Here is a 22,105-nt window from a genome sequence, read left to right as displayed (position 1 = left end):
AGGAGACGATCGCGATGACCAACAAGAAACTGCCCGAGAATGCAACCAAGACTGAAGGCGCCGAGCTCGCCCGCCGTGGAAGGGGCGAAATATCCACCGCAACGGCGGTGCCCCACGTGAGCTATGACGATCTGCGCCATGCCGATCGCATCACCGTTGAAGGTCTTGAGGTCTTTGCCAACCACGGCGTGTATCCCGAGGAGAACGCCCTGGGTCAGAAGTTCATCGTGTCCTTGGTGCTCTATGCCGACCTGCGTGCAGCAGGGGAGCACGATAACCTGGATGCCTCGATTGATTACGGCTCAGTGTGCCACGATGTCGATGGCTATCTGCGCGAGCATACGTTTAAGCTCATCGAGGCCGCAGCCGAGGGCGTGGCCCAGATGCTGCTACGTCGTTACCCTCTGCTGCTCGGCGTGCGTGTTAAGCTCGATAAGCCTTGGGCGCCCGTCGGTCTTCCCCTGGCAAGCTGCGGTGTCGAGATCGAGCGCGTGCGCTAACCGGTTCTAATACGTCTCTATGGGTGGCTGCTTGAGCCGCTGCGACAGAGCTCTATTGTTGGGGCAGTACGTGTCGAGCAGGGCGTGAAACCGCTGATTGTGGCTTGGCTCGAGCAAGTGGACGAGCTCGTGGGCGACAACCATGTCAAGGCACTCGACGGGGTAGGCGGCAAGCTCGCGTGCGATGCGAATGGCACCGGTTTTGGGCGTACACGAGCCCCAGCGCGTTTTCATGCTGCGCACGGAAGCGCGGGAAGCGACGACACCCATTGCGATTTCGTATGTGCGCACCATATCGCGCAGCGCCGTGGTGACCTCGGATGTATAGAGCTGGTCGATGCGGGCTTGGAGCTCATCGGGCGTTAGGCCGTCGAGGATTGCGTGCCGCTTGGCCTGTGGGTGTTCGTCTGGCTCGTCGGTACCCATAAAACTTGCGAAGGTGGCCTGTTTGGGTCGCGGTGCGGGTGATGCAAAGTTGTGATCGAGCGCATCTTGTACCGTGATGGGCTTGCCCCAAAGCGCAATGATGGACGAGGGGCTGAGCGGCTCTCGCTCCGTCGCCTGACGTTGCTCGCGCTGGGCAAGTCGGCTGATAATCCAGGCGCTGTTGCGCTTCACAAATGCTTCGATACGCTCGCGGGTGGCACCGAGCGGTGCGCTTGCGTGGACCTCACCGCTCGATGTGACGCGTAGGTTGAAGTTCTTGACGCGCTTTTTGGTAACGACGACGGGGATGGGCATCCCATCCGGTCGGGATACGGAAATCGTAAACTGCTGCGTCAAAAGCGGTCCTTCAGATTGGGGACGGGCCGGCATGTCGACCGTTCGGCATGCCGGCCCGCTCAAGGGATGTGAAATTAATAACGCTCAAAGAAGGCAAGCGCGTTGTCGCTGCAGAGCTTTTGCATCACGGTCTTGCCAAAATGCTTGGAGAGCATGTTCTGGAACTCGGGCATCTTGCTGGCATCGGAGAGGAAAGCGGGCACCGTGGCGCCGTCCCAGTCGCCGCCGAGCGCGATGACGTCCTCGCCGCCCAGGTCGAGCCAGTGCTCGATATGTGCCGCCAGCTGATCGAAGGTGACGTCTGCGGCGGTCTTGTCGGTTGCGTCGTTGGAAAGGAACTCGCTGCAGTAGTTGAGGCCGACGATGCCACCCATGTCGCGAATGGTGCGGAACTGGTCGTCGGTAAGATTGCGTTTGGCGCCGCAAACCGCACGGGAGTTGGAGTGGCTGGCGACGAAGGGACGCGTGGCGCGGACGGCGACCTCGTCAAAGCACTCATCGTTGAGATGGGAGACGTCAAGCACCATGCCGGCGTGCTCCATCTGCGTAAGTGCCTCGATGCCGGCGGCGGTGAGGCCGGCGTGGGTATCGTGTCCGCTCGCGAGCGGCCCCTGCGCGTTCCAGCTGAGTGATGACATGAGTACGCCCAAGCTCTTGAGCACCTCGATCAGTGCGGGGTCCTCGGCAAAGAACGTGGCGTTTTCGATGGTGTGGATGCAGGCGACCTTGCCGTCCTTGAGCGCGGGACGAATGTCAGCGGCGCTGCGCACGTTGACCATGCGGTCGTGGTTGAGCATTGCCTGGCCGCTCATATGCGCCATGATCTGCGCCTGGAAGCGCGCGGCGTGGGCGGTGGGAATCTCGTCGGGGATAAACGTGGCGAAGCACTGTGCCCACGGCGTGTTGCCGATCTTTGCGAGCGAGATGGCGCAGGCGTTGCCCTCGATGAGGTCGAAATCTTGCGGATGCGTCTCGTCGCCGGGGAAATAACCGTCGGTGCCGGCGGTAAAGCGCAGGTCGAGATCGAGTGTGGCCCAGCCGATGCGGTCGGCGGTGTCGCAGTGCAAGTCAAATACGGGATATGCCATGGTTCCTCCGGTTGCAGCGTTTCTTTGCAAACTGTCTTCGAATTGTATGACTAGGGTATAGTTAGCGCCATACGTTCATGGCGGCCCGCGTTGTGTGCCGCCCTTATCACGGAGGTTTCCATGTCCAACCAGGGCAAGAAGGTCAAGACTCATTATCGCGGCACGCTCGACGACGGCACGCAGTTCGATAGCTCCTACGATCGCGGCGAGCCGCTGGAGTTCACCTGCGGTGCCGGTCAGATGATCAAGGGCTTCGATGCCGCCGTTGTCGACATGCAGGTGGGCGAGAAGAAGACCGTGCACATTCCTGCTGCCGATGCCTACGGCGAGCACAATCCCGAGATGGTTATCACCTTCCCGGCTGAGCAGGTTCCCAACATCGAGCAGATCGAGAAGGGCATGAAGCTCTTCCTGTCCACGCCGAGCGGCATGCCTGTCCCTGCCGTTGTCATCGATGTGACGCCCGAGGCCGTGACGCTCGATGCTAACCACGAGCTGGCCGGCAAGGATCTCAACTTTGATATCGAGCTCGTCGAGGTCGAGGGTTAGAGTATGCCTGAACGCTTGGTTTCGACGACATGCTTGGGAAATCTCAACGATCCGTCCTATGAACTCCTGCTTCGTCGGGAGCTGGGTGGCATCTTTGAAGTTGACGAGCTGCTGCTCGATTGGGACCAGGCTGATGTTTGCGCGTTTGCGGGCGTGACGGAGCTGGGGCGCACGGTCGATGTTCGGCTAGATGCTGCCGACGGCAGTCGTCTTGCCGACGGCGACGTGCTCGCCATCGACCGTTCGGGCATGGTGCCCGTGGCGGTTGTCGTGCGCCTGCGCGGCGCCGAGGTCTATTTGGTCGAAGTCGACCGCATGGATCCGATTGCGCTCGCGCATGCGTGTTGGGAGATCGGCAATATGCACGCGCCGCTTTTCCGAGGCGATTCGGACGAGCATACCGTGCGCATGTATACGCCGGTGCAGCCTGTTTTGGGCCGCATGCTCCGGGGCGTCGAGGGTGTTCGGCTCTCGGTGGTTACCCGTGAACTCGATACGGACCGGCGCTTTGCGTCGAGTGCGGCGGAGGTCGTCGTGAGTATGGCTCCCGACTTTACGATCGTAAAAAAGGCGCGCGGTTAACGTGCGTATGAGCAAGACGGACTTTGAGAGGCAGCTATTCAAAGTCCGTCTTGCTGTTGATGAGGTGCTGTGGGGGAAAGCATATGGGTCTTGAGGGAATCAAGCTGATTGCATGCGATTTGGACGGCACGTTGCTGCATCCGGGGGAGTGCGAGCCGCGTTCCGAGGCCTTTGAGCTCATCGATGAGCTGCATCGTCGTGGCATCGTGTTTATGCCGGCGAGCGGCCGTCAATATGCGAGCTTGCGCTATCTGTTTGCCCCGGTGGCCGATGATCTCGCCTATGTATGCGAAAACGGAGCCCTCGTGATGAGCGAGGGGCGTGCCGTTGTCAAGCGTTCCATGGAGCGTAACCTTGCTATGGATATCGCGAATGCCGTGGTTGCGTATCCCCGTGCCGACGTGACCCTTTCCTGCGAGGGGCACCTCTACACCATGAGCGGCAACGATGCATTCGTCGACCATTTGCGCTACGAGGTCCATTGCGATGTGGCGGTGGTCGACCGTCCCGAGGACATCGACGAGGACGTCATTAAGATCGCGTTTCAAACGCCCGAGACAGAGCAGCCGGCGGCGCTGGAGTATTTCGTCCGTCGCTTTGGCGACCGGGTCGATGTGATGACGTCGGGAACCGAATGGACCGACTTTATCGGCTTTGATTCGGGCAAGGGGTCCGCGCTTGCCGATTATGGTCGTGCGCTGGGGATCTCACCTAACGAAATGATGGCGTTTGGCGATAATGAAAACGACCGCGACATGCTCAACGTGGTGGGCCATCCCTATCTGATGGAGAGCTGCAATCCCAGTATGCGCGGTATCAACGACCGCGTCCGTTACGTGCGCACGGTCGAAGAAGAGCTGCGTCGCCTACTTGCTGAGTAGACATTTGGGACATGCCTGGAAATCTTTCTTTTGCCGCAATCGGTGAAAAAGTTGTTTTTAAGGCATGTCCCAAAATCTACCTACAGTTGGGGCAGAGGCCTTCGAAGATGGTGTAGTGCGAGCTGACGCTCCATCCGATTTGTTCGGATGCTCTGGCGTCGAGCTGGGTATTGAAGGGGAGCGGCACATCGATGACGCGGCCACACGAGGTGCAGATGATATGCGCATGCGGTTCGATGGCACGATCGAAGCGGCTGCCGCCCGGCGTTTTAATCGAGAGAATCTCCCCGGCATCGGTCAAGAGATTGAGGTTGCGGTAGACCGTACCGCGGCTGATTTTGTCATCCTGGGCGCGCACGACGTTGTAGATTTCGTCGGCGGTGGGATGGTTGTAGCTTTGGCGCACGGCATCAAGAACTAGCTTTCGCTGCCTGGTATTCCTTCTTTGCACCGCCATGCGCCTCGCCTCTTTTCTATTAACGGTCGTAGGTAAATGATACCGTATTTAGCACACAATACTAATAATGAGGAGTGAAACCGTCTTCATTGGCAAGTGGGGCTCGGACCTGAGCGTCTACGAGGCGAAAACGCGTTCCCATGCGCTCGTAGGAGGCATGAAGCGCCTCGAGATGAGATAGGATGTTTGCCGGAGCTCCCTGTATCTCCATCTCGACTGAGCCGTCTTCCATGTTACGCACCCAGCCGGTGAGTGCGCGTGCCTGCGCGAGGTTGGTGTTGGTAAAGCGAAAGCCAACGCCTTGGACTTGCCCCTCCCAGCGCAGGAAATAGCGCAGGGGAGTGTCTTGAGTGGCCTCGTCGCTTGCGAGCACAGTAAGCCTGCGGCGCAGCTCGAGCTCGACGCCAGAGGGCTTTTGGGGCTCGCGGCTGCCGCCGGCGACGCCCGAGAAAAGCTTGTCGAAAATACCCATCGCTAGGCCTGCTTGACAGAATCGGCGGGGAAGGTAATGCCGGCCTGTTGGCGCACGGCATCCATGATGCGCAGCGAGACAAGCGTGACATCGCGATAGTGGCCAAGCTCGTGACGTCCCGCCGGGGTCTCCCAAATCTCTTCCTTGACGTTATCGATGCCGCCGATGGCGGTGATAAAGTCTGCGAGTTCGTATTCCATGGTGTTGCTCGATTTGGGCAGGTCGAGTACGCGGCCGTTGTCGCTCTGTTCGCGCGGCGCCTCGGTCGCCGAGCCGCGTACGACATCGCCGCGATAGTCGATGCGGACGTTGCGGGGCGTGGACAGATGGTCAATCTGGATAGTGCCACGCTCGCCTTCGATCTGCGAGGGCAGTAGGTCATTCGTAATTTTGGAGTGCGCGAGCTCGACGGAGATACGGCCACCGCCGTAGCTGGCGAGGATGGAACCGCAGCCATCGATGGGGCCATGGGTGAGCTCTTGCGTGGTGGGGTCGAGCAGAGTAGCCATGCTCGTAAGGCCGGAGGGCATGCCGAAGATCTCGACCATGGGCTCGACGGTGTAGACGCCAATATCCATGAGGGAGCCCGAGGCCATGTGGCAGTCGAAGATGTTGGTGGCGCGTCCCGCGAGAACCTCGTTGTAGCGTGAAGAATACTTGCCAAAGCGCAGTGAGGCGCGACGAATGGGCGCAATCTCGCCCAGGGCGTCCTCGATGGCGTGGAAAGCGGGGTCATGGAGCGGGCGCATGGCCTCGAGGGCTACGACGCCCGCCGCCTCGGCGGCGCGGAAGACTTCCAGCGCCTGCGCCTCGGTGGCGCAGAAGGGCTTCTCGACGATGACGTGCTTGCCGCTGGCGATGCAGGCAAGGGCCTGCTCGTAGTGAAGTGCGTTTGGGCTGCCGATATAGACGGCGTCGACGTCGGCGGCTGCTGCAAGCTCATCAAGTGAAGTAAAGTTTCGCTCGCCGCCGTGCTCGGCAGTAAAGGCGGCGCCGCGCTCGGCGTTGCGCGAGAGCGTGCCTACGAATACAGCCTGGTCGTTGGCATTGACGACCTGGATAAAGTCGTCGGTGATCATGGATGTGCCGATGGTCGCGATGCGCAGCATACGTCCCCCTTGCGTTGTTTTGGTCTACAGGATGAGTGTAGCGCGTGGGGATATAAAGCTGCGCGAAAACGCTATTACAGGTCGCTCTCGTTAAAGCCGGTGTCGATATCGAGGTTGACTCCATCGGCCGCGGTGGTGGCGAGCTCGTCGCAGCGCTCGTTGAGCTCGTGGCCGGCATGCCCCTTAACCCAGATGAACTCCACCTTATGCTTGCTCTTTGCGGCAAGCAGGCGCTCCCACAGGTCGCGGTTCTTAACGGGCTGCTTGTTGGCAGTTTTCCACCCGCGCTTTTTCCAGCCGTCGATCCAGTGCCTGTTAAAGGCGTTGACGACGTACTGCGAGTCGGAGTGGACCTCCACCTCGCAGGGACGGTTGAGCGCCTCGAGCGCCACGATGACCGCCATGAGCTCCATGCGGTTGTTGGTGGTCTTGGCGTAGCCACGCGAAAGCTCGGAGGTGAAGGTCTTGCCGGCGGGGTTGGTGTATTTGAGCACGGCGCCGTAGCCACCGCGTCCCGGATTGGATCGAGCCGAGCCGTCGGTATAGATGATGACCTTCACAGACTTCCTTTCGTCGAGTTCCTCTCTTGCGGCTGTCTATTGTAGCGCCCGGTCCATCCTGTTTTATGCGAGGCGCGCCGCTCCACAAGGATGGTGGAGACGTTGTCGCCAAGAAAGATGGGCGACCTGAATTGTCAAGAGCTAGAGGGCTTTTAAATCTGCCATTTCTATCCCGTCCCCAAATGGTTGGTTTTCGTGGATGATGCGTTCGAGTTCGTCGAGGTATTGCCGCAGCAGGGGAGAGGGCTTGCGCTCATCGTGCATAATGTAGCCCACGCGCATCGTTGGGGCGTCTGCCAACGGGATCGATGCCATGCCCCATTGCATTTCATTGGAGAGGACACCGGTCGACAAAGTGTAACCGTTCGACGTGATGAGCAGATTGGTGAGCGTGCCACGGTCGGAAACGCGGATGTTGCGGTCGCAGGGGATATAGCTAAACGGCTCCTCGGCGTAATAGAAGGAGTTCGAGGTCCCCTGCTCAAAGCTGTAGCGCGTATAGGGCGTAAGGTCGGCAAGCGATAGCTGGGGGCGGCGTGCGAGCGGATGGCGCTCGCTAACGAAGACGTGGACCGTTGCATCGAAGAGGGGATGGAAGCTTGCGCGGGCGTCGGCGAAGGCCTTCTGTAGGACGCGGGCGTTAAAGTCATCCAGATACAGAATGCCGATATCGCTGCGAAATGCGCGGACGTCGTCGATGATCTGTGACGTGGTGGTCTCGCGCATGATGAACTCAAACTTACTGTCGCGGCAGCGCTCGACGACGTTGACAAAGGCCTCGACCGAAAAAGCGTAGTGCTGGGCAGAGACGGCAAGGCGTGCCTGGGGTGTGCCGCCGTCCTCGTAGCGGGCCTCGAGCATATCGGCCTGCTCTACGACCTGGCGCGCATAGCCTAAAAGCTCGGTGCCGTCGTTGGTGAGTGTGACGCCGCGGCTGGAGCGCGTAAAGATTTCCAGACGGAGCTCCTGCTCTAGGCTTTTGACGGCGTTGGAGATATTGGATTGCGCGGTATAGAGGCGCTGAGCTGCGGCGTTAATTGAGCCGGATTCTGCCACGGCGATAAGAAAACGAAGCTGCTGGAGGGTCATCGGCACCCGTCCTTTCGATAGCTATCTAAAAAACCGATAACAGGTTAGCGCTTTTAAGTGATTGACCGCGCGAAACAATACTCGTACTATTCAAAACACACAAAGGCGGTAGGTAATTAAGCCGACCACGAGAACGGGATGTCAAAAGGAGGACCGCATATGAACTGCTTACTAAGACGAATGCCGGGCTCCTGCTTGCGCCCGTCGGCGTGATCAGGAGACGGCGACTTACTTCTCTTACTCTTATTACTTTTGTTCGATCAAGGAGATCATCATGAGCCAGTTTATCAACAACCCCGAGCACACCTTTGGTTTCGACACCCTGCAGCTGCACGTTGGCCAGGAGAGCGCCGACCCCGCATCCGATTCCCGCGCCGTGCCTATCTACCAGACCACGAGCTATGTGTTCCGCAACTCCCAGCACGCTGCTGACCGCTTTGGCCTTGCCGACGCCGGTAACATCTACGGTCGTCTGACCAACTCCACCCAGGGCGTCTTTGAGGACCGCATTGCCGCGCTCGAGGGCGGCGTTGCAGGTCTTGCCGTCGCCTCTGGCGCCGCCGCCATCACCTATACCCTGCAGGCCCTCGCTCAGGCCGGCGACCATGTGGTGGCCCAAAAGACCATCTACGGTGGTTCCTACAACCTGCTGGAGCACACGCTCTCCCAGTTTGGTGTCGAGACCACCTTCGTCGATGCCCACAACCTGGACGAGGTCGAGGGTGCCATCAGGGACAACACCACGGTCATTTACCTCGAGACGCTCGGTAACCCCAACTCCGATATCCCCAACATCGACGCTATCTCCGAGGTCGCTAAGAAGCATGGTCTTCCGGTTGTTGTCGATAACACCTTCGGCACTCCGTATCTGTTCCGTCCGCTGGAGCACGGCGCCAACATCGTCGTTCACTCTGCAACTAAGTTTATTGGCGGCCACGGCACCTCGTTGGGCGGCGTGATTATCGATGGCGGCAACTTTGACTGGAAGGCGAGCGGCAAGTATGCGCAGATCGCCGAGCCCAATCCCTCCTACCATGGCGTCTCGTTTACCGAGGCCGCCGGCCCCGCTGCCTTCGCGACCTATGTCCGTGCTATCTTGCTGCGTGACGAGGGCGCCTGCATTAGCCCGTTTAACGCCTGGGTCCTGCTCCAGGGCACCGAGACCCTGTCGCTGCGCGTTGACCGCCATGTCGAGAACACCAAGAAGGTCGTTGAGTTCCTGATCGGTGACGGCCATGTTGCCAAGGTGAACCACCCGAGCCTGCCCGAGCACCCCGACCATGAGCTGTACCAGAAGTATTTCCCCCGTGGCGGCGCCTCGATCTTCACCTTCGAGATCAAGGGCGGCCAGGAGGCTGCTTGGAAGTTCATCGACCACCTGCAGGTCTTTTCGCTGCTCGCCAACGTGGCCGACGTCAAGTCGCTCGTCGTGCACCCGGCTACCACCACGCACTCCCAGCTCTCTGCCGAGGAGCTTGCCGAGCAGAACATTACGCCCTCTACAATCCGTCTTTCCATTGGTACCGAGAACGCCGAGGACATCATTTGGGATCTGAAGCAGGCCTTTGCCGCGCTGGACGAGTAAGGCGACTTGTGCAAGGGCCCCTTGCGACTCGATAGGTATAACTGCATAAAATGCCTGCTCAAGGCGCCTGCGCGAACAATGGTTGCGCAGGCGCCTTTTTTGCATAGGAAGGGCGCTGTTACAGGGTTTTTGGCATGCTTTATGCATGCGAGTTGTGGAAAACTCCTGTTGAGAGGATGTGAGTTTTACGCAAATGACGTGCACCTTTTGAGAAAAACCGCAGGTCGCGATTTACTCGGGGTACTATGCAGCGCGATCGAATCACACGCAGCTTAAACGCAGCAAAAACTCACTACGGAGGTTTCCAGCTACATGAGGATCGATTCACGAAAACCGAAGGCCGCCGCCCTTTCTGCCACGCTTGCCGTGGCGCTTTTAGTGGGTGCCAGCGTAACCGATGCCCACGCGGCAACACTGTCCGACGCGGTCGGATCAACGCCGTCCGAGGCGACCCTGATGCAGCCCGTCGACTATCGTGGCGACGGCTTTGGCTCCATGCAGGAGTGGAACGCCTCGATGGGGGCCAAGCGCGATTCCCTAGAGGTCCGCGCGCAGATCATCATGAACATGTACGGTGACTATGCCACCGATGACGAGCGCGCTGTACTGCAGGGTTGTATCGACGGTGCGGGCAGTCTTTTGACGATGGAGGAGGTCGACGCGAAGTCGGCCGAGCTCGACGAGCTTCGCTCCACGCTCGAGGATGCTAAGCGCGAGGCGCTCGAGGCTGCGGCCGTCGAGGCAGAAGCTGCCGAGGCCGTTCAGGCTTCGTATTACAACGCCGGCTCCGGCTCGTCTTACGCGTCTGCTGCGTATTACGCGAACGGCTCGGGCCTGACGCGCTCGAGCGGCGTCAATAACTACAACGGTCGTCGCGAGACCTATTACAGCAGCAACGTGTTGTATCACCACCGCACGGGTGAGTGGACGCTGGATTCCGAGGGCTTTTGGCGTGATTCCGACGGCTACTACGTGGTGGCTGCGAGCGATAAGTCCCAGGGCTCGACCTTTACGGGCTCTAAGGGCGAGTGCAAGGTCTACGATTCGGGTTGCGCAGCCGGAACTACCGATTACTACACCGGTTGGTAATCTGTCGGCATCGATTGCACATGATGGACGGGCGTCTTTACCGAGCTTTCGGGCAATGTAGGGGCGCCCGTTTTTATATGCATTTGGGTTAACAGAGCCCTTACCGTGGCACTACGTTGGGCATATGGGCGCGGGGCACACTAAGTCATGAGAAACAAGGTCTTTCTCGTGGAGGAAGTGATCCCATGAACGCTCGAGATGTCGCTATTGCCGTCGTTGCCCTTTTGATCGGATGTCTTGGTCCGACGGCGGCGTTAGTTGCCGGCTTGCAGTCCACTACGGGTGCTGCTCCTGTGGTTGTGAGCGCCTTGATTGCAGCGGCGCTGTTGGGAAGCGCCGGCGTGGTGCTTTGCCGCGATGACGAGGACGAGGTCCCGGAGTCGCAAAACGAGCCTCAGTTTTAGCCTCGGCCTAAATGCGACAGGCCTTCGCGAGCGATGGGATCCTCGCGAAGGACTGTCTGCTTACATTGCGCGCGTCGCCGTGCGGGCGAGGCTACCAGCTGCTTTCTATTTCGCGAATCCTCTGGTAGAGCCAATCGTTTTGCGGCACTTGGATATCGTGTTTGGCGGCCAGGCGGCAAATGGTGCCCGCGAACTCCTCGACTTCGGTTTTACGTTGTGCGATGCGGTCCTGCGCCATCGAGGGCATGCCGGCGGGGTCGATTCCCTCGATGAGGTGCACCATCTGCGTCAGGTCTGCCTCGGTAAGCTCAACGCCTTCGGCGTTGGCGACCGCAAGTGTCTCGCGCATGGCGGAAACAAAGCAGCGACGCTGCTCGGAGTCCTGTTCCGTGGCGCTCCCGTAGGTCCCGCCATAGGCCATGCAGGTCTGGTTGATGCCATCGTTGAGCATGAGTTTGGCCCACATGCGGTGCACAATGTCGCTCTCGACGGTATGGGCGATGCCGCAGCGCGTGTAGAGCTCATCGATGGCGGTGACGGTTGCGGGCTCGGTGCCTGCTGCCGCGCCAAAGCGAATCTCGCCCGCATTGGTAAAGGTGAGCGCGCCGTTAAGGAATACGGCGTCCATGCCCTGGCAGATGCCCAGGACGGTGTGCTTCCAGCCAAAGCGCTCGGCTATTATTTGCTCGCTCGTAATGCCGTTGCACAGCGAGGCGATGAGCGTGTTGGGTCCCACGACGCGCTCCATAGTCTTGAGTGCTTGGTTGAGCCCCGTCGTCTTGACCGTGAGAATGACCAGATCGGCGGGCGTTGCCTCGCTGGCGCGGATGGACTTGAGCGCGCAGGGCTTTCCGTTGACGGTGAGCGCATCGCCCACGTGGCACTCGAAACGCGCGTCATCCATGACGTATTCGACGGCGTCATTGCCGAGGGCCTTGGCAATCATACTGCCGTAGAGCAGGCCGACGCCGCCCTTGCCGATAAAGGCGACCTTGTTGATCTGCATGTGAATCATCTCCTCACAAAAAGGCGCCCGCATATGGGGCGCCTGATGGATTGTATGCCGCTGGGGCATGTGGCGTACACCGGAGGCTGAATTTAGAAGAACAAATGCATGGGAACTTATGCCGCGGGGCAGATGGCAAAAACGCGCGCGGGATATCCAACGCCATCGCGCACCTTGGGGAAGGTGCAGAAGATGACGGCGCCCGTGGCGGGAAGCTCGTCCAGATGGTCCATGATCTCGATCTGGTAGCGGTCGACCGAGAGGGTGCATTGTTCGCCGGGATAGGGGTAGGCATCCTCGTGTGTGGTCACGCTCGCCTCCTTTCATCGGGCTTTTTGCTGATGTTAAAGCGGTGCCGTGACAGCTCGATTTCTGCTGCGTTACGATACGTTCTCGATTGCGATTCCACGATGTTTCGGCCGCGTGACCCTTGTGTTTCGCCTTGCCGGGGCGCTGATGGCGAAGGGAGGGGCCGTGCAATACCGCGTTGACCCCAAAAGTGGTAACCGAATATCCGCTCTGGGTCTGGGCTGCATGAGATTTCCTGGTGCGCCGGGACGTCCGGATGCGAAGACAGCCGATGCCATCATTTCCCGTGCGGTGGAGCGAGGGATAAATTATCTGGATACGGCGTACCTTTATCCCGGCAACGAGGCGTGCGTGGGCGCCTCGCTTGAGCGCTTGGGGCTGCGCGACCAGGTGCTGCTGGCGACTAAGTTGCCGCACGCTTCGTGCAAGAGTGCGGATGATTTCGACCGCATCTTCGACGAGCAACTGCACCGTTTGCGGACTGACCATATCGACTACTACCTTATACACAACATCACCTCGCCCGCCCAGTGGGAACGTGTGGTGGCGTTGGGCATCGAGGACTGGATCGCGCGTCAAAAGGCGGCGGGGCGCATTCGCCAGATTGGTATTTCGTATCACGGCAGCGCGGCGGATTTCCTGACGATGCTTGACGCATATGACTGGGATTTTTGCCAGATACAGTACAACTATGCCGGCGAGCGTTACCAAGCGGGAACGGCGGGACTCATGGCCGCCGCCGAGCAAGGCCTCGCGGTGTTTGTGATGGAGCCGCTTTTGGGCGGACGCCTGGCGGGCAAGCTGCCGCCGCGGGCCCGCGCTGTGCTCGATAGCGCCCGTGACCCGCATTTGTGCACTCCTGCCGCCTGGGGGCTTTCGTGGGTGTGGAATCATCCTCAGGTGACGATGCTGCTTTCGGGTATGACCGATACCGCGCAGGTGGATGAGAACGCGGCGTTGGCCGATCGGGCCCTGCCGGATTCGATGACGGCTACTCAGCTCGATGCCATCGCGCACGTGCTGACGGAGTTTGAAAAATCGAATCGCGTGCCCTGCACGGGATGCGGTTACTGCATGCCGTGTCCTAAAGGCATCAATATTCCTGGGTGTTTTGCCGCCTACAACGCAAGCTATGCGCACAGCTGGTTTACGGGTCTATCGCAGTACTTTACGGCGAGTGCGGTGCGCACAAGCGAGCCCAAGTTGGTGAGCAATTGCGTCAAGTGCGGCAAATGCGCACGCCACTGCCCGCAGCACATCGATATTCCCGAGCGTCTCGACGATGTGCGCCGACGTTTCCAGCCTGGCCCCGTGACGGCGGCGCTTAAGGCCTTCGGCAAAACGCTCTCCTGATGCCCCTTTTATAACTTGCGGTGGAATAGTTCCTGTTTGCGGCAGAATAAGGCATCAACAGGAACTATTTCACCGTAACTGATGGGGGTTATCTTGGTCGATCGAGGTTTACGTGATGATTCGCGTGATGTTCGCTGGGGCGTTTTGGGCGCGGGGCACATTTCGCATCGATTTGCATCGTCGCTCAAGGAGGTTGACGGGGCACGGCTGGTGGCTGCGGCCGGCCGCACTCCTGCGCATGTCGAGGAATTTTGCCGAGCGTTTTCGATCGATGCCGCCCATGGCTATGCCCTGGCTGACGATAACGGCGATACGGCTTATGACGCGTTGATCGCCGATCCCGATGTCGACGCAATCTACTTGGCTCTTCCGCATGGTATGCATGCGCACTGGGCCTGTCGCGCCCTGCGTGCCGGAAAGGCCGTGCTGTGCGAAAAGCCGGCCGTTCTGAGTGAGGAAGAGGCCCTCTCGATTGCCTCCACCTCTCGCGAGTGCGGCGTACTGTTTATGGAGGCGATGAAGAATCGGTTTTGTCCGATACGCACTCGCGTGAAGGGCCTGCTTGCGTCGGGAGAGCTTGGCCGCATTGTCTCGATTGAGAGTGTGCAAAAGCTCGATTACGGCGAGACTCCTTCGGGTTATCTGCTCGACCCTTTGCAAGGCGGCTGCCTATATGACATGGGCTGCTATGCAGTCGGTTGGTTTGAGGCTTTGCTCGCGGGCGCGTGCGATGTTTTGTCTCGTGAAGTTCGCTGGCGTGACGTATCGGGCGGCCGCGTGGATTGGGCCGATGAGATCCATATGAGCGTCGGCGGCGTACCCATTCATATGGCGTGCGACGGCAAAGCAGCATATGAAAGCCGCTTAACGATTGCCTGCGAGCGGGGCTCGTTGGAAATCGAGCGCCTCCATCGCCCCGAGCTCGCCCATGTGAAGTACTCCGACGGACGAATGCTCGAAATAAACGCCCCGTTTGAGGTCGATGATTTCTACGGCGAAATCCAGCATGCGACCCAGCTCATCCGGGCGGGAAAACTCGAGAGTCCCGTCATGCCCCTTGTCGCCACGCAGCGTTGTGCGCGTATTATCGATGCAATCCGTCTGACCTTCTAGAACTTGACGCTGGCGCGTAGGGGATCATGACGCCGGCGCCCGCAGTGCTTGGCGTCACGCATCTCTGATGCCCCTTTTATAACTTGCGGTGGAATAGTTCCTGTTTGCGGCAGAATAAGGCATCAACAGGAACTATTTCACCGTAACTGATGAGGGGGAGCTGGGGATGCTGACGATCGGGTGTCACCTATCCACGACGAAGGGCTATCGGGCGATGGGGGAGACGGCGCTATCCATTGGCGCCAATACCTTTGCATTCTTTACGCGCAACCCGCGCGGCGGCAAGGCGAAAGGCCTTGACATGGATGACGTGGCGGCCCTGCGCGAGCTTATGGAACAAAACGATTTTGGTCCCCTCGTGGCCCATGCTCCGTATACCTATAACCCCTGCTCGGCCAAAGAGCGGGCGCGCGAGTTTGCCCTGGAGGCCATGGCTGAGGATCTGCAGCGTCTGGAAGCGCTGCCCGGTAACTACTACAATTTCCATCCCGGTGCGCATGTGAGACAGGGCTCCGACGCCGGCATTCAGATGATCGTCGACGCCCTGTGCCAGGTGATGTTTGAGGGCCAGCAGACGACGGTGCTGCTCGAGACCATGGCTGGCAGGGGCACCGAGGTGGGCCGCAGCTTTGAGGAACTGGCGATCATCATCGAGGGCGTTGCTGACAGGCGCCCCGAGCTGTCGGCCAAGCTGGGCGTTTGCCTGGACACCTGCCATGTAAATGACGCCGGCTATGATATCGTCCAAGATCTTGACGGTGTGCTCGACGAGTTCGATCGTGTGGTGGGTATCGAGCGCCTGCGCGCTGTGCATATCAATGATTCCAAGAATCCCCGCGGTGCCCATAAGGACCGGCATGAGTGCATCGGCAAGGGTTACCTCGGCAGCGAGGAACTTGGCGGTGGAATGCAGGTTATGCAGAATATTGTATCGAATAGCTGCCTGCGATCACTGCCATTCATTTTGGAAACGCCGAACGAACTTGCAGGTTATGCGGCTGAAATTAAACTATTAAGGTCATTGCAGCAGTAATGACTGTCATAAAGTGGAGTGTTCCATTCACGTTATGGGTTTGTTTCAATCAGTTTTCTAATTGCAGATTCTCTCACGCGGGTGCATAATAGCCCTCAGTTTTTGCAGGCCCCTGAATCACATGGGGCCATTGGAAGGAGACTGATTATGAAGCTGAAGAAGCTTGGCGCATTTGCCGCCACGGGCGCCATGGCGCTCGCCCTCGCACTGACGGGCTGCGGCTCGTCCAACGCCACCTCTGGTTCTGATGCCGGTTCCAGCAGCTCTGACGACGCTAAGGTCGAGAAGGTCGACGGCTCCAAGGAGTATGCGCTCGTCAAGGACGGTACGCTGACCGTCGGCACCTCTGCCGAGTACGCTCCGTTTGAGTACAAGGATGACAACGGCGATTATCAGGGCTTTGACCTTGAGCTCATCAAGGCTATCGGCGACAAGCTGGGCCTGGATGTCGAGTACGTCAACAACGACTTCGACACGCTCGTCCCCGGCGTCGCTTCGGGCACCAAGTATGACGTCTCCATTGCGGCTATCACCGACACGCCCGAGCGTGAGAAGGAAGTCGCTTTCTCCGATTCCTACTACATGGACGATCAGGCTATCGTGACCAAGGTCGATAACACCGACATCACGGCCGACAATTACAGCGAGAAGCTCAACAACGCCGACGCTACCATTATCGTCCAGTCTGGCTCGACCGCCGAGGCCTTTGCTCAGGAGAACTTCCCCAAGGCCAAGATCATCCCCTACAAGGACGCTACCGATTGCTTCAGCGCCCTGCAGTCCGACAAGGGCGATGCCGTAGTCACCAACCGCTCCGTTGCCAGCCAGCTGACCGCCGAGCAGTTCAACACCTGCCACACGGTTAAACAGATCAGCACCGGCGAGGAGTACGCCATTGCCATCAACCAGGGCAATACCAAGCTCAAGGACGACATCAACCAGGCCATCAAGGACCTGACCGACGACGGTACCGTTGACGCCCTCATGGCTAAGTACAACATCAAGTAAACAGATACTTGATTGCGTGTGGGCCCTTTCCGTTTAGCGGAGAGGGCCTTTGCGCTTCTCTCGACGGAGAGTGTTTCCGTCTCTTTTTGCCGGCAACTTCTACGATAGGAGCCACCTTGTCTCGACTGAACAAAGGGGCCGTGGAGCAGCGTTCTTCACTACCCGCCTTGCTCCAAAAGCTAGCCTGCGTCATGGCCGTGGCGCTCGCGCTGGTGTGCGTGGGGGCATCTGCGCCCTCGACTGCCCAAGCGCTTGAGACCGCAAAGATTACCGCCCGACCCAACACCGGTTCGGGCAGCGATGTGGTCGGCGGCACCGAGACACGCATTACCTGGGAAGTTCAGGCCGATGCCGACGAGGAACTGAGCGGTCTTTCGCTGACGTTTGTCGACGGCACGACGTTTGGTACCGATGACACGCGATTGACGATGCTCTCGGGCGAGGACCTCATGGATCGCACACCCATGAAGCCCACGTGCACGGCTGATGGCCAGACGCTCAAGATCGACTTTGGCGAGACGGCGCCTTCCGGCGGCTTTTTCCGTGTCGAGGTGTACGGTGTGACCTTCCCCGTCGAAGGCGGCGACGAGGCCTTTAGCGGCACCTATACGCTCGCCGACGGTTCGACCAAGAAGATTTCCAAGATTCCTTCCGTCGAGATTAAGGGCGTGACGGCCTTCGATAACTTCCAGGCCGATCTTAAGGAACAGCCGTGGGTCGAGGCTTGGAATTCCAATATGTTCCTGCGCCTGTTCTTGAACCCGGTCATTTTGGTCCAGAGCCTGCCGGTCGTATTTAAGGGCTTCCTTATGTCGCTCTCGATCGTGCTTGTGGCGTTTCCGCTGGCAATCCCCTTTGGCTTTGCCTTGTCGCTCATGCGCATCTCCAAGTCGCGCATCCTGCGCTGTCTTGCCGGCATCTACGTGAATATCATCCGTGGTACGCCGGCGTTCCTGCAGATCTATATCGCGTTCTTTGGCCTGCCACTTGCCGGCGTCAAGGTGGACGACTACGTCTTGGGCGTTATCGTCATGGCCATGAACTCGTCTGCGTACCTGTGCGAGATCTTCCGTGCCGGTATTCAGTCGATCCCCAAGGGCCAAAACGAGGCTGCCCGCTCGCTGGGCATGAATGCCTTCCAGACGTTGCTCTACGTTATGATTCCGCAGACGTTCCGCAATGTCCTGCCTACGCTGACCAGCGAGTTTATCCTGCTTTACAAGGATACGTCGCTGCTCGCCGCCGTGGGCGTGGTCGAGATCGTCATGAATGCCCGCACCATCGTGGCGACGACGGGCTCCATCACGCCGTATGTGGTTGCCGCCCTGTTCTATCTGGTCATTACCCTGCCGCTTGCGCGCTTGGTGAGCGGTCTTGAGGCGAGACTTCTGGGGACGGCCGAAACCAAAAAGAAGCGTCCCACCAAGAGCGCCGGACAGGTTGTCGCGACACCCGCCGATCATATTGCAGGCCTGTAAGGAGGTTCTATTATGAGCGAAACCAATAACTCGAACGAGGTCGTCGTCAGCATCAAGAATCTCCAGAAGGCCTTTGGCGATAACGTGGTCCTGCGCGACATCGATCTGGATGTGCACAAGGGTGAGGTCGTCGTGGTCCTGGGCCCCTCGGGCTCGGGTAAGTCGACGATGCTTCGCTGCATTAACCGTCTTGAGGAGCCCACGAGCGGCTCGATTGTCGTTGAGGGCGTGGATGTGTGCGCCAAGGGCGTCGACCTCAATAAGGTGCGTACGCACTTGGGCATGGTGTTTCAGCAGTTCAATTTGTTCCCGCACCTGTCGGTCAAAAAGAACGTCATGCTTGCGCAACAAAAGGTGCTCAAGCGCAGCAAGGAAGAGGCCGAGAAGATTGCCGTCGAGGAGCTGAGCAAGGTCGGTCTGGCCGAGCGCATCGATTTTATGCCGAGCCAGCTTTCGGGCGGTCAACAGCAGCGCGTGGCCATCGCCCGCGCCCTGTCGATGAATCCGCACGTGATGCTCTTTGACGAGGCTACGTCGGCGCTTGATCCCGAGCTCGTCCGCGACGTCCTTGGCGTCATGCGCGATCTTGCGCGTGACGGCATGACGATGATCGTGGTGACGCACGAGATGGGCTTTGCCCGCGACGTCGCCGACCGCGTCGTCTTTATGGACGGCGGCGTTATCGTGGAGGAGGGCACGCCGAGCGAGGTCTTCGACCATCCCAAGAGCGAGCGCACCAAGGCGTTTTTGGGCAACATCTCGTAGCTGCTTTATGTGGCTGACATAGCAGAAAACGGGGCTGGATTTGGATCCAGCCCCGTTTTTGTTGGGATGCGAATGTGTTTTGGTGCAGAGCCGCGTATGGGCGGAGCTTATCGCCGTTAGGCGAGCTCGGCTCCAAGGGCGCGGCAGGCGGCCTCTGCCTCATCGTCGGCTGACGCCGCGCCCTCGGCAACGAGGTCTGCCATGGCTTCGGTGTTGCCCGTGCCGCTCCAGTAGACGACTGCGATCTTACTCATATGTTTTCCTTTCGGTTGTGCGGCGTGCGGCCGCGGTTTGTATGTTCTATCGGGTTGTCTGGGCAAGTTTTGCGATGCTGTGGCCCTGCTGATAGATATGGGTGAGGCGCTGCGTGCAAGCGTGGTAGGATTCGAACGTCGCAAGCGCTTGCTCGACATTTGTGTAGACCTTCCAGGCTCCAAAGACCTTGTAGTTTTCGCCATGCTGGACGATAAACTCGTGCACGTCGTCGTAGGGATATCCCAGGAAATAACCAATATGGAGGATTTGCTTAACCCTGCAAACATCATTGTGCTTGCCGTAATTGCCGCCGGCTTATTTTTTGGATTCCGGCGTATTGTCGCATCGACTCATGGCAAATGCTGTTGCGGCGATGGGGCGGGCAGAAAGAAGGTCAAGAGGGTCGCGGTCGCGGACACCGATGTGTCTCACTACCCCTATAGCGATGAGCTGCTTATTGGCGGTATGAGCTGCGGCGGCTGCGCGCAAAATGTGACGAACGCCCTCAACGCTCTCGATGGCATTTGGGCCACAGTGACGTATACAGACCACACGGCGTGCATCCGTTCTAAAAACCCGATCGATCGTGAGGTGCTTGAGGCTGCCGTGAGGGATGCGGGCTATTACGTCATAAAGCCGTAGGGCCGGGCGTACGCTTGCGCTTAGGCTCGGCCGCGCAGCTCGATGTCTTGGATATCGTCGAAGCCGATGGCGATGTCTCGGAGTTTGAGCAGCTTGAACGCGGGGAGCACTTCGTCAAGAATGCCGGTGCGGCTGCGATAGCCGTATGTATCGTAATAAGTAACGCGCACCAAGTCGCCGCGTTTGAGGCCCTCGAGCTTTTTTGAAAGCTCGAGGGCTTTTTCTTCCGTGAGTTCGCATTTGGGCTCAACAGAGATCTCTTGTTTGCGCACGAGCTCGTAGTATCCCGTGAGGGCGGCAAAGGGCATAAACTGCGCGGCGCGGTTGGCGCGAACGGCACCGTTGGCGGTGAGCTTGGGGTCGGCGGAGCGACGTCTTCCCTCGGGGTCCGCCAGGCGTTCAAAAGGCGTCGGTGGCCGCATCGGCTGTTGTTGGGCCTTAGGCACGGTGTCCTCCTACCTGATCGTTGCGTTCGCGTGCGGTGGCGCCGGCGGTAAAGCTTAATCCCTTGACCAGGGCGTTCTTGCCGTACTTGCCCTTCACGGCCAGAACGGCGCGGGCCAGGTCACGCTCGCGCTCATCGGCCTTAACATCGCTAAACAGATCGATGGTGGCAAATTCCTCGGGCATGAGGTTGCCAAAGCCCAAATTGATGCGCTTGACCGGCCGTTTGGGATCGACGGTCTGCGCCCAGAGCTCATCGAAATAGCCCATGATCTTCTTAAACGAATTGGTGCGCTCGGGCAGCTTGCGCGAAGCGTTAGAGTGCGCAAAGAGCGCGGCATAGCCGCCGCGCGGTTTGCCGCCATGCTCTCCCACAAAGATGCCGTCGATTGCCTGTGCCTCGCGCACCAGACGGCGTCGTTCGTCATCGCGCTGGACGGGCTTGGGTGCACGGGGTGTGAGCTCGGGGCCGGCGGTTGCGGCGGGTTCGATGCTCGACGTGCTCGAACGCAAATGTCCGCATCCGTCTACATATTGCGCTGTGCCGCTGGCGTCGAGGCGGCGTATGTCGGCGCGCTCGCTCGCGTAGCCCACAAAGAGCGAGATGCTGTCGCAGACCACGTGCTTATCGACCAAGTCCAGTACGGCGGCATCGACCATCTCGCGCAAGATGGTGTAGGCCTGCTCGTAGGCATAACCCTTCGAGAGCACTTGTCCTGTGGTGGTTGAAGTTGCCTGCGGGCGATAGGCCTGAATATCGGCGATAGTTGTCGGCTCGCGCCCAAAGGCGTGGTCGATGAGATACTCGGCATTGACGCCGAGTTCGTCGTAAAGCAGGTTTTCGTCGAGCGCGGCGACGCCCATCAGATCGTATACCCCGTACTTTTCGAGGCGGGCTGCCACGCCGGGGCCGATGCCCCAGATATCGGTGATGGGACGATGGGGCCAGATCTCCTTGCGAAAGGTCTCGTCGTCGAGTATACCGATGCGGCTGGGTACGTGCTTAGCGGTAATGTCGAGCGCCACCTTGGCCTGGAATAGGTTGGGGCCGATGCCGACTGTCGCCGTGATGCCGGTGCGCGCGAGGACCTCATCGCGCAGCATGCAGGCAAAGCTTTTGGCATTGGTATGGTAGAGCTCTAGATAGGGTGTCACGTCGATAAAGCACTCGTCAATTGAGTAGACGTGAACGTCTTGCGGACTGACGTATTCCAGGTAGATACCGTAGATCTGCGCCGACACCTCCATGTAGTGCTGCATGCGCGGTGCGGCCTTGATGTAGTCGATGCCGTCGGGAATCTCAAACAGACGGCAGCGGTTGTGTATCCCGAGGTCCTTCATGGCCTGGGTAATGGCGAGGCAGATGGTCGTACGCCCGCGTGATTCGTCGGCAACGACCAGGTGGGTGGTGAGCGGATCGAGCCCGCGGTCGACGCACTCGACGCTGGCATAAAACGTCTTGAGGTCGATGCAGATATAGGTGTGACGCCCGTCCCCCACGCGTTCTCCCATCAAACACATGTTCTTATCGAATACATGTTCGATAATACC

The 22,105-nt window shown here is 59.2% G+C and carries 27 protein-coding genes; 14 read left to right on the top strand and 13 right to left on the bottom strand.

All coding sequences use genetic code 11. From position 1 onward, the window contains the following. Positions 1–14 precede the first annotated feature (14 nt). Positions 15–500, top strand: a complete 486-nt coding sequence (gene folB, locus ACTQ40_RS01795; RefSeq protein WP_427718610.1) for a dihydroneopterin aldolase — start codon at positions 15–17, stop codon at positions 498–500. Positions 501–506: 6 nt separating this feature from the next. On the opposite strand, the gene ACTQ40_RS01790 is transcribed toward folB, so the two are convergent. Both ACTQ40_RS01790 and ACTQ40_RS01785 read right to left on the bottom strand, forming a co-directional pair. Further along, the gene (locus tag ACTQ40_RS01790; protein WP_441563205.1) at positions 507–1,283 is read right to left on the bottom strand and encodes a M48 family metallopeptidase; all 777 of its coding nucleotides are present in this window, start codon (positions 1,281–1,283) and stop codon (positions 507–509) included. A gap of 74 nt (positions 1,284–1,357) precedes the next feature. After that, on the bottom strand, positions 1,358–2,371 hold the full coding sequence (locus ACTQ40_RS01785) for a dipeptidase (protein ID WP_427718605.1): 1,014 nt from the start codon (positions 2,369–2,371) through the stop codon (positions 1,358–1,360). Between the two features lie 120 nt (positions 2,372–2,491). On the opposite strand from ACTQ40_RS01785, the gene ACTQ40_RS01780 reads away from it, so the two are divergent. The 3 genes from ACTQ40_RS01780 to ACTQ40_RS01770 all read left to right on the top strand — a co-directional run bounded on the left by ACTQ40_RS01780 (position 2,492) and on the right by ACTQ40_RS01770 (position 4,383). After that, positions 2,492–2,920 carry an FKBP-type peptidyl-prolyl cis-trans isomerase gene (locus tag ACTQ40_RS01780; RefSeq protein ID WP_055286916.1) on the top strand — a complete coding sequence of 143 codons (429 nt, stop codon included), beginning with the start codon at positions 2,492–2,494 and terminating at the stop codon, positions 2,918–2,920. A gap of 3 nt (positions 2,921–2,923) precedes the next feature. Continuing rightward, the gene (locus ACTQ40_RS01775) at positions 2,924–3,502 is read left to right on the top strand and encodes an urease accessory protein UreE (RefSeq protein WP_441038739.1); all 579 of its coding nucleotides are present in this window, start codon (positions 2,924–2,926) and stop codon (positions 3,500–3,502) included. A gap of 83 nt (positions 3,503–3,585) precedes the next feature. Continuing rightward, a complete protein-coding gene (locus ACTQ40_RS01770; protein WP_441038738.1) occupies positions 3,586–4,383 on the top strand; it encodes an HAD-IIB family hydrolase in 798 nt (265 codons plus the stop codon). 76 nt (positions 4,384–4,459) lie between these two features. Here ACTQ40_RS01770 and ACTQ40_RS01765 read toward each other — a convergent pair whose 3' ends face one another. The 5 genes from ACTQ40_RS01765 to ACTQ40_RS01745 form a co-directional block, all read right to left on the bottom strand. Next, positions 4,460–4,840, bottom strand: a complete 381-nt coding sequence (locus ACTQ40_RS01765; RefSeq protein WP_441038736.1) for a Fur family transcriptional regulator — start codon at positions 4,838–4,840, stop codon at positions 4,460–4,462. A gap of 61 nt (positions 4,841–4,901) precedes the next feature. Continuing rightward, complete coding sequence (locus tag ACTQ40_RS01760) at positions 4,902–5,312, bottom strand: acylphosphatase (protein WP_427795950.1); 411 nt, start codon at positions 5,310–5,312, stop codon at positions 4,902–4,904. 2 nt (positions 5,313–5,314) lie between these two features. After that, the gene (locus tag ACTQ40_RS01755) at positions 5,315–6,421 is read right to left on the bottom strand and encodes a Gfo/Idh/MocA family protein (RefSeq protein WP_427718592.1); all 1,107 of its coding nucleotides are present in this window, start codon (positions 6,419–6,421) and stop codon (positions 5,315–5,317) included. A gap of 74 nt (positions 6,422–6,495) precedes the next feature. After that, complete coding sequence (rnhA, locus tag ACTQ40_RS01750; protein WP_370450639.1) at positions 6,496–6,981, bottom strand: ribonuclease HI; 486 nt, start codon at positions 6,979–6,981, stop codon at positions 6,496–6,498. A gap of 141 nt (positions 6,982–7,122) precedes the next feature. Further along, positions 7,123–8,070 (bottom strand): LysR family transcriptional regulator, encoded by a 948-nt coding sequence (locus tag ACTQ40_RS01745; RefSeq protein WP_427718589.1) that lies wholly within the window; start codon positions 8,068–8,070, stop codon positions 7,123–7,125. Positions 8,071–8,344: 274 nt separating this feature from the next. Between ACTQ40_RS01745 and ACTQ40_RS01740 the strand changes: the two genes are divergently transcribed. From ACTQ40_RS01740 to ACTQ40_RS01730, 3 genes are all read left to right on the top strand, one after another. After that, entirely contained in the window at positions 8,345–9,655 is a 1,311-nt protein-coding gene (locus ACTQ40_RS01740; protein WP_441038734.1) for an O-acetylhomoserine aminocarboxypropyltransferase/cysteine synthase family protein, read from the top strand. A 312-nt stretch (positions 9,656–9,967) separates the two neighbouring features. Then, the gene (locus ACTQ40_RS01735; RefSeq protein ID WP_441038733.1) at positions 9,968–10,744 is read left to right on the top strand and encodes a hypothetical protein; all 777 of its coding nucleotides are present in this window, start codon (positions 9,968–9,970) and stop codon (positions 10,742–10,744) included. Between the two features lie 185 nt (positions 10,745–10,929). Beyond that, positions 10,930–11,148, top strand: a complete 219-nt coding sequence (locus ACTQ40_RS01730; protein WP_154517389.1) for a hypothetical protein — start codon at positions 10,930–10,932, stop codon at positions 11,146–11,148. 91 nt (positions 11,149–11,239) lie between these two features. Here ACTQ40_RS01730 and ACTQ40_RS01725 read toward each other — a convergent pair whose 3' ends face one another. Together ACTQ40_RS01725 and ACTQ40_RS01720 are read right to left on the bottom strand one after the other, a co-directional pair. Next, positions 11,240–12,154: a ketopantoate reductase family protein gene (locus ACTQ40_RS01725; RefSeq protein WP_441563204.1), complete on the bottom strand. Its 915-nt coding sequence runs from the start codon at positions 12,152–12,154 to the stop codon at positions 11,240–11,242. A gap of 116 nt (positions 12,155–12,270) precedes the next feature. Further along, positions 12,271–12,465, bottom strand: coding sequence for a hypothetical protein (locus tag ACTQ40_RS01720; RefSeq protein ID WP_427793860.1), 195 nt, complete (start codon positions 12,463–12,465; stop codon positions 12,271–12,273). A gap of 163 nt (positions 12,466–12,628) precedes the next feature. On the opposite strand from ACTQ40_RS01720, the gene ACTQ40_RS01715 reads away from it, so the two are divergent. From ACTQ40_RS01715 to ACTQ40_RS01690, 6 genes are all read left to right on the top strand, one after another. After that, positions 12,629–13,816, top strand: coding sequence for an aldo/keto reductase (locus ACTQ40_RS01715; RefSeq protein WP_441563203.1), 1,188 nt, complete (start codon positions 12,629–12,631; stop codon positions 13,814–13,816). A 93-nt stretch (positions 13,817–13,909) separates the two neighbouring features. Then, positions 13,910–14,929: a Gfo/Idh/MocA family protein gene (locus tag ACTQ40_RS01710; protein ID WP_441563202.1), complete on the top strand. Its 1,020-nt coding sequence runs from the start codon at positions 13,910–13,912 to the stop codon at positions 14,927–14,929. Positions 14,930–15,095: 166 nt separating this feature from the next. Next, positions 15,096–15,962 carry a deoxyribonuclease IV gene (locus ACTQ40_RS01705; RefSeq protein ID WP_441563201.1) on the top strand — a complete coding sequence of 289 codons (867 nt, stop codon included), beginning with the start codon at positions 15,096–15,098 and terminating at the stop codon, positions 15,960–15,962. A gap of 147 nt (positions 15,963–16,109) precedes the next feature. Then, a complete protein-coding gene (locus ACTQ40_RS01700; RefSeq protein WP_427793865.1) occupies positions 16,110–16,970 on the top strand; it encodes an ABC transporter substrate-binding protein in 861 nt (286 codons plus the stop codon). 116 nt (positions 16,971–17,086) lie between these two features. After that, positions 17,087–18,448 (top strand): ABC transporter permease subunit, encoded by a 1,362-nt coding sequence (locus tag ACTQ40_RS01695; protein ID WP_441031650.1) that lies wholly within the window; start codon positions 17,087–17,089, stop codon positions 18,446–18,448. A 12-nt stretch (positions 18,449–18,460) separates the two neighbouring features. After that, positions 18,461–19,213 (top strand): amino acid ABC transporter ATP-binding protein, encoded by a 753-nt coding sequence (locus ACTQ40_RS01690; protein WP_441031648.1) that lies wholly within the window; start codon positions 18,461–18,463, stop codon positions 19,211–19,213. 116 nt (positions 19,214–19,329) lie between these two features. Here ACTQ40_RS01690 and ACTQ40_RS01685 read toward each other — a convergent pair whose 3' ends face one another. Further along, positions 19,330–19,467: a flavodoxin domain-containing protein gene (locus ACTQ40_RS01685; protein WP_441031646.1), complete on the bottom strand. Its 138-nt coding sequence runs from the start codon at positions 19,465–19,467 to the stop codon at positions 19,330–19,332. Between the two features lie 46 nt (positions 19,468–19,513). Continuing rightward, a complete protein-coding gene (locus tag ACTQ40_RS01680; protein WP_441031675.1) occupies positions 19,514–19,714 on the bottom strand; it encodes a DUF3793 family protein in 201 nt (66 codons plus the stop codon). A gap of 12 nt (positions 19,715–19,726) precedes the next feature. On the opposite strand from ACTQ40_RS01680, the gene ACTQ40_RS01675 reads away from it, so the two are divergent. Further along, on the top strand, positions 19,727–20,110 hold the full coding sequence (locus tag ACTQ40_RS01675; protein WP_441563200.1) for a heavy-metal-associated domain-containing protein: 384 nt from the start codon (positions 19,727–19,729) through the stop codon (positions 20,108–20,110). 20 nt (positions 20,111–20,130) lie between these two features. On the opposite strand, the gene ACTQ40_RS01670 is transcribed toward ACTQ40_RS01675, so the two are convergent. Next, positions 20,131–20,556 (bottom strand): hypothetical protein, encoded by a 426-nt coding sequence (locus tag ACTQ40_RS01670; RefSeq protein ID WP_427718560.1) that lies wholly within the window; start codon positions 20,554–20,556, stop codon positions 20,131–20,133. Continuing rightward, positions 20,549–22,075 (bottom strand): Y-family DNA polymerase, encoded by a 1,527-nt coding sequence (locus tag ACTQ40_RS01665; RefSeq protein WP_441563199.1) that lies wholly within the window; start codon positions 22,073–22,075, stop codon positions 20,549–20,551. The genes ACTQ40_RS01670 and ACTQ40_RS01665 overlap by 8 nt, the downstream gene beginning before the upstream one ends. Positions 22,076–22,105: the final 30 nt, after the last annotated feature.

It is taken from the genome of Collinsella sp. Sow4_D11 (genome assembly GCF_052116465.1).
GTDB lineage: Bacteria > Actinomycetota > Coriobacteriia > Coriobacteriales > Coriobacteriaceae > Collinsella.
Note: the sequence above shows the minus strand (reverse complement) of the source record. Positions and strands in the feature narration are given on the sequence as shown.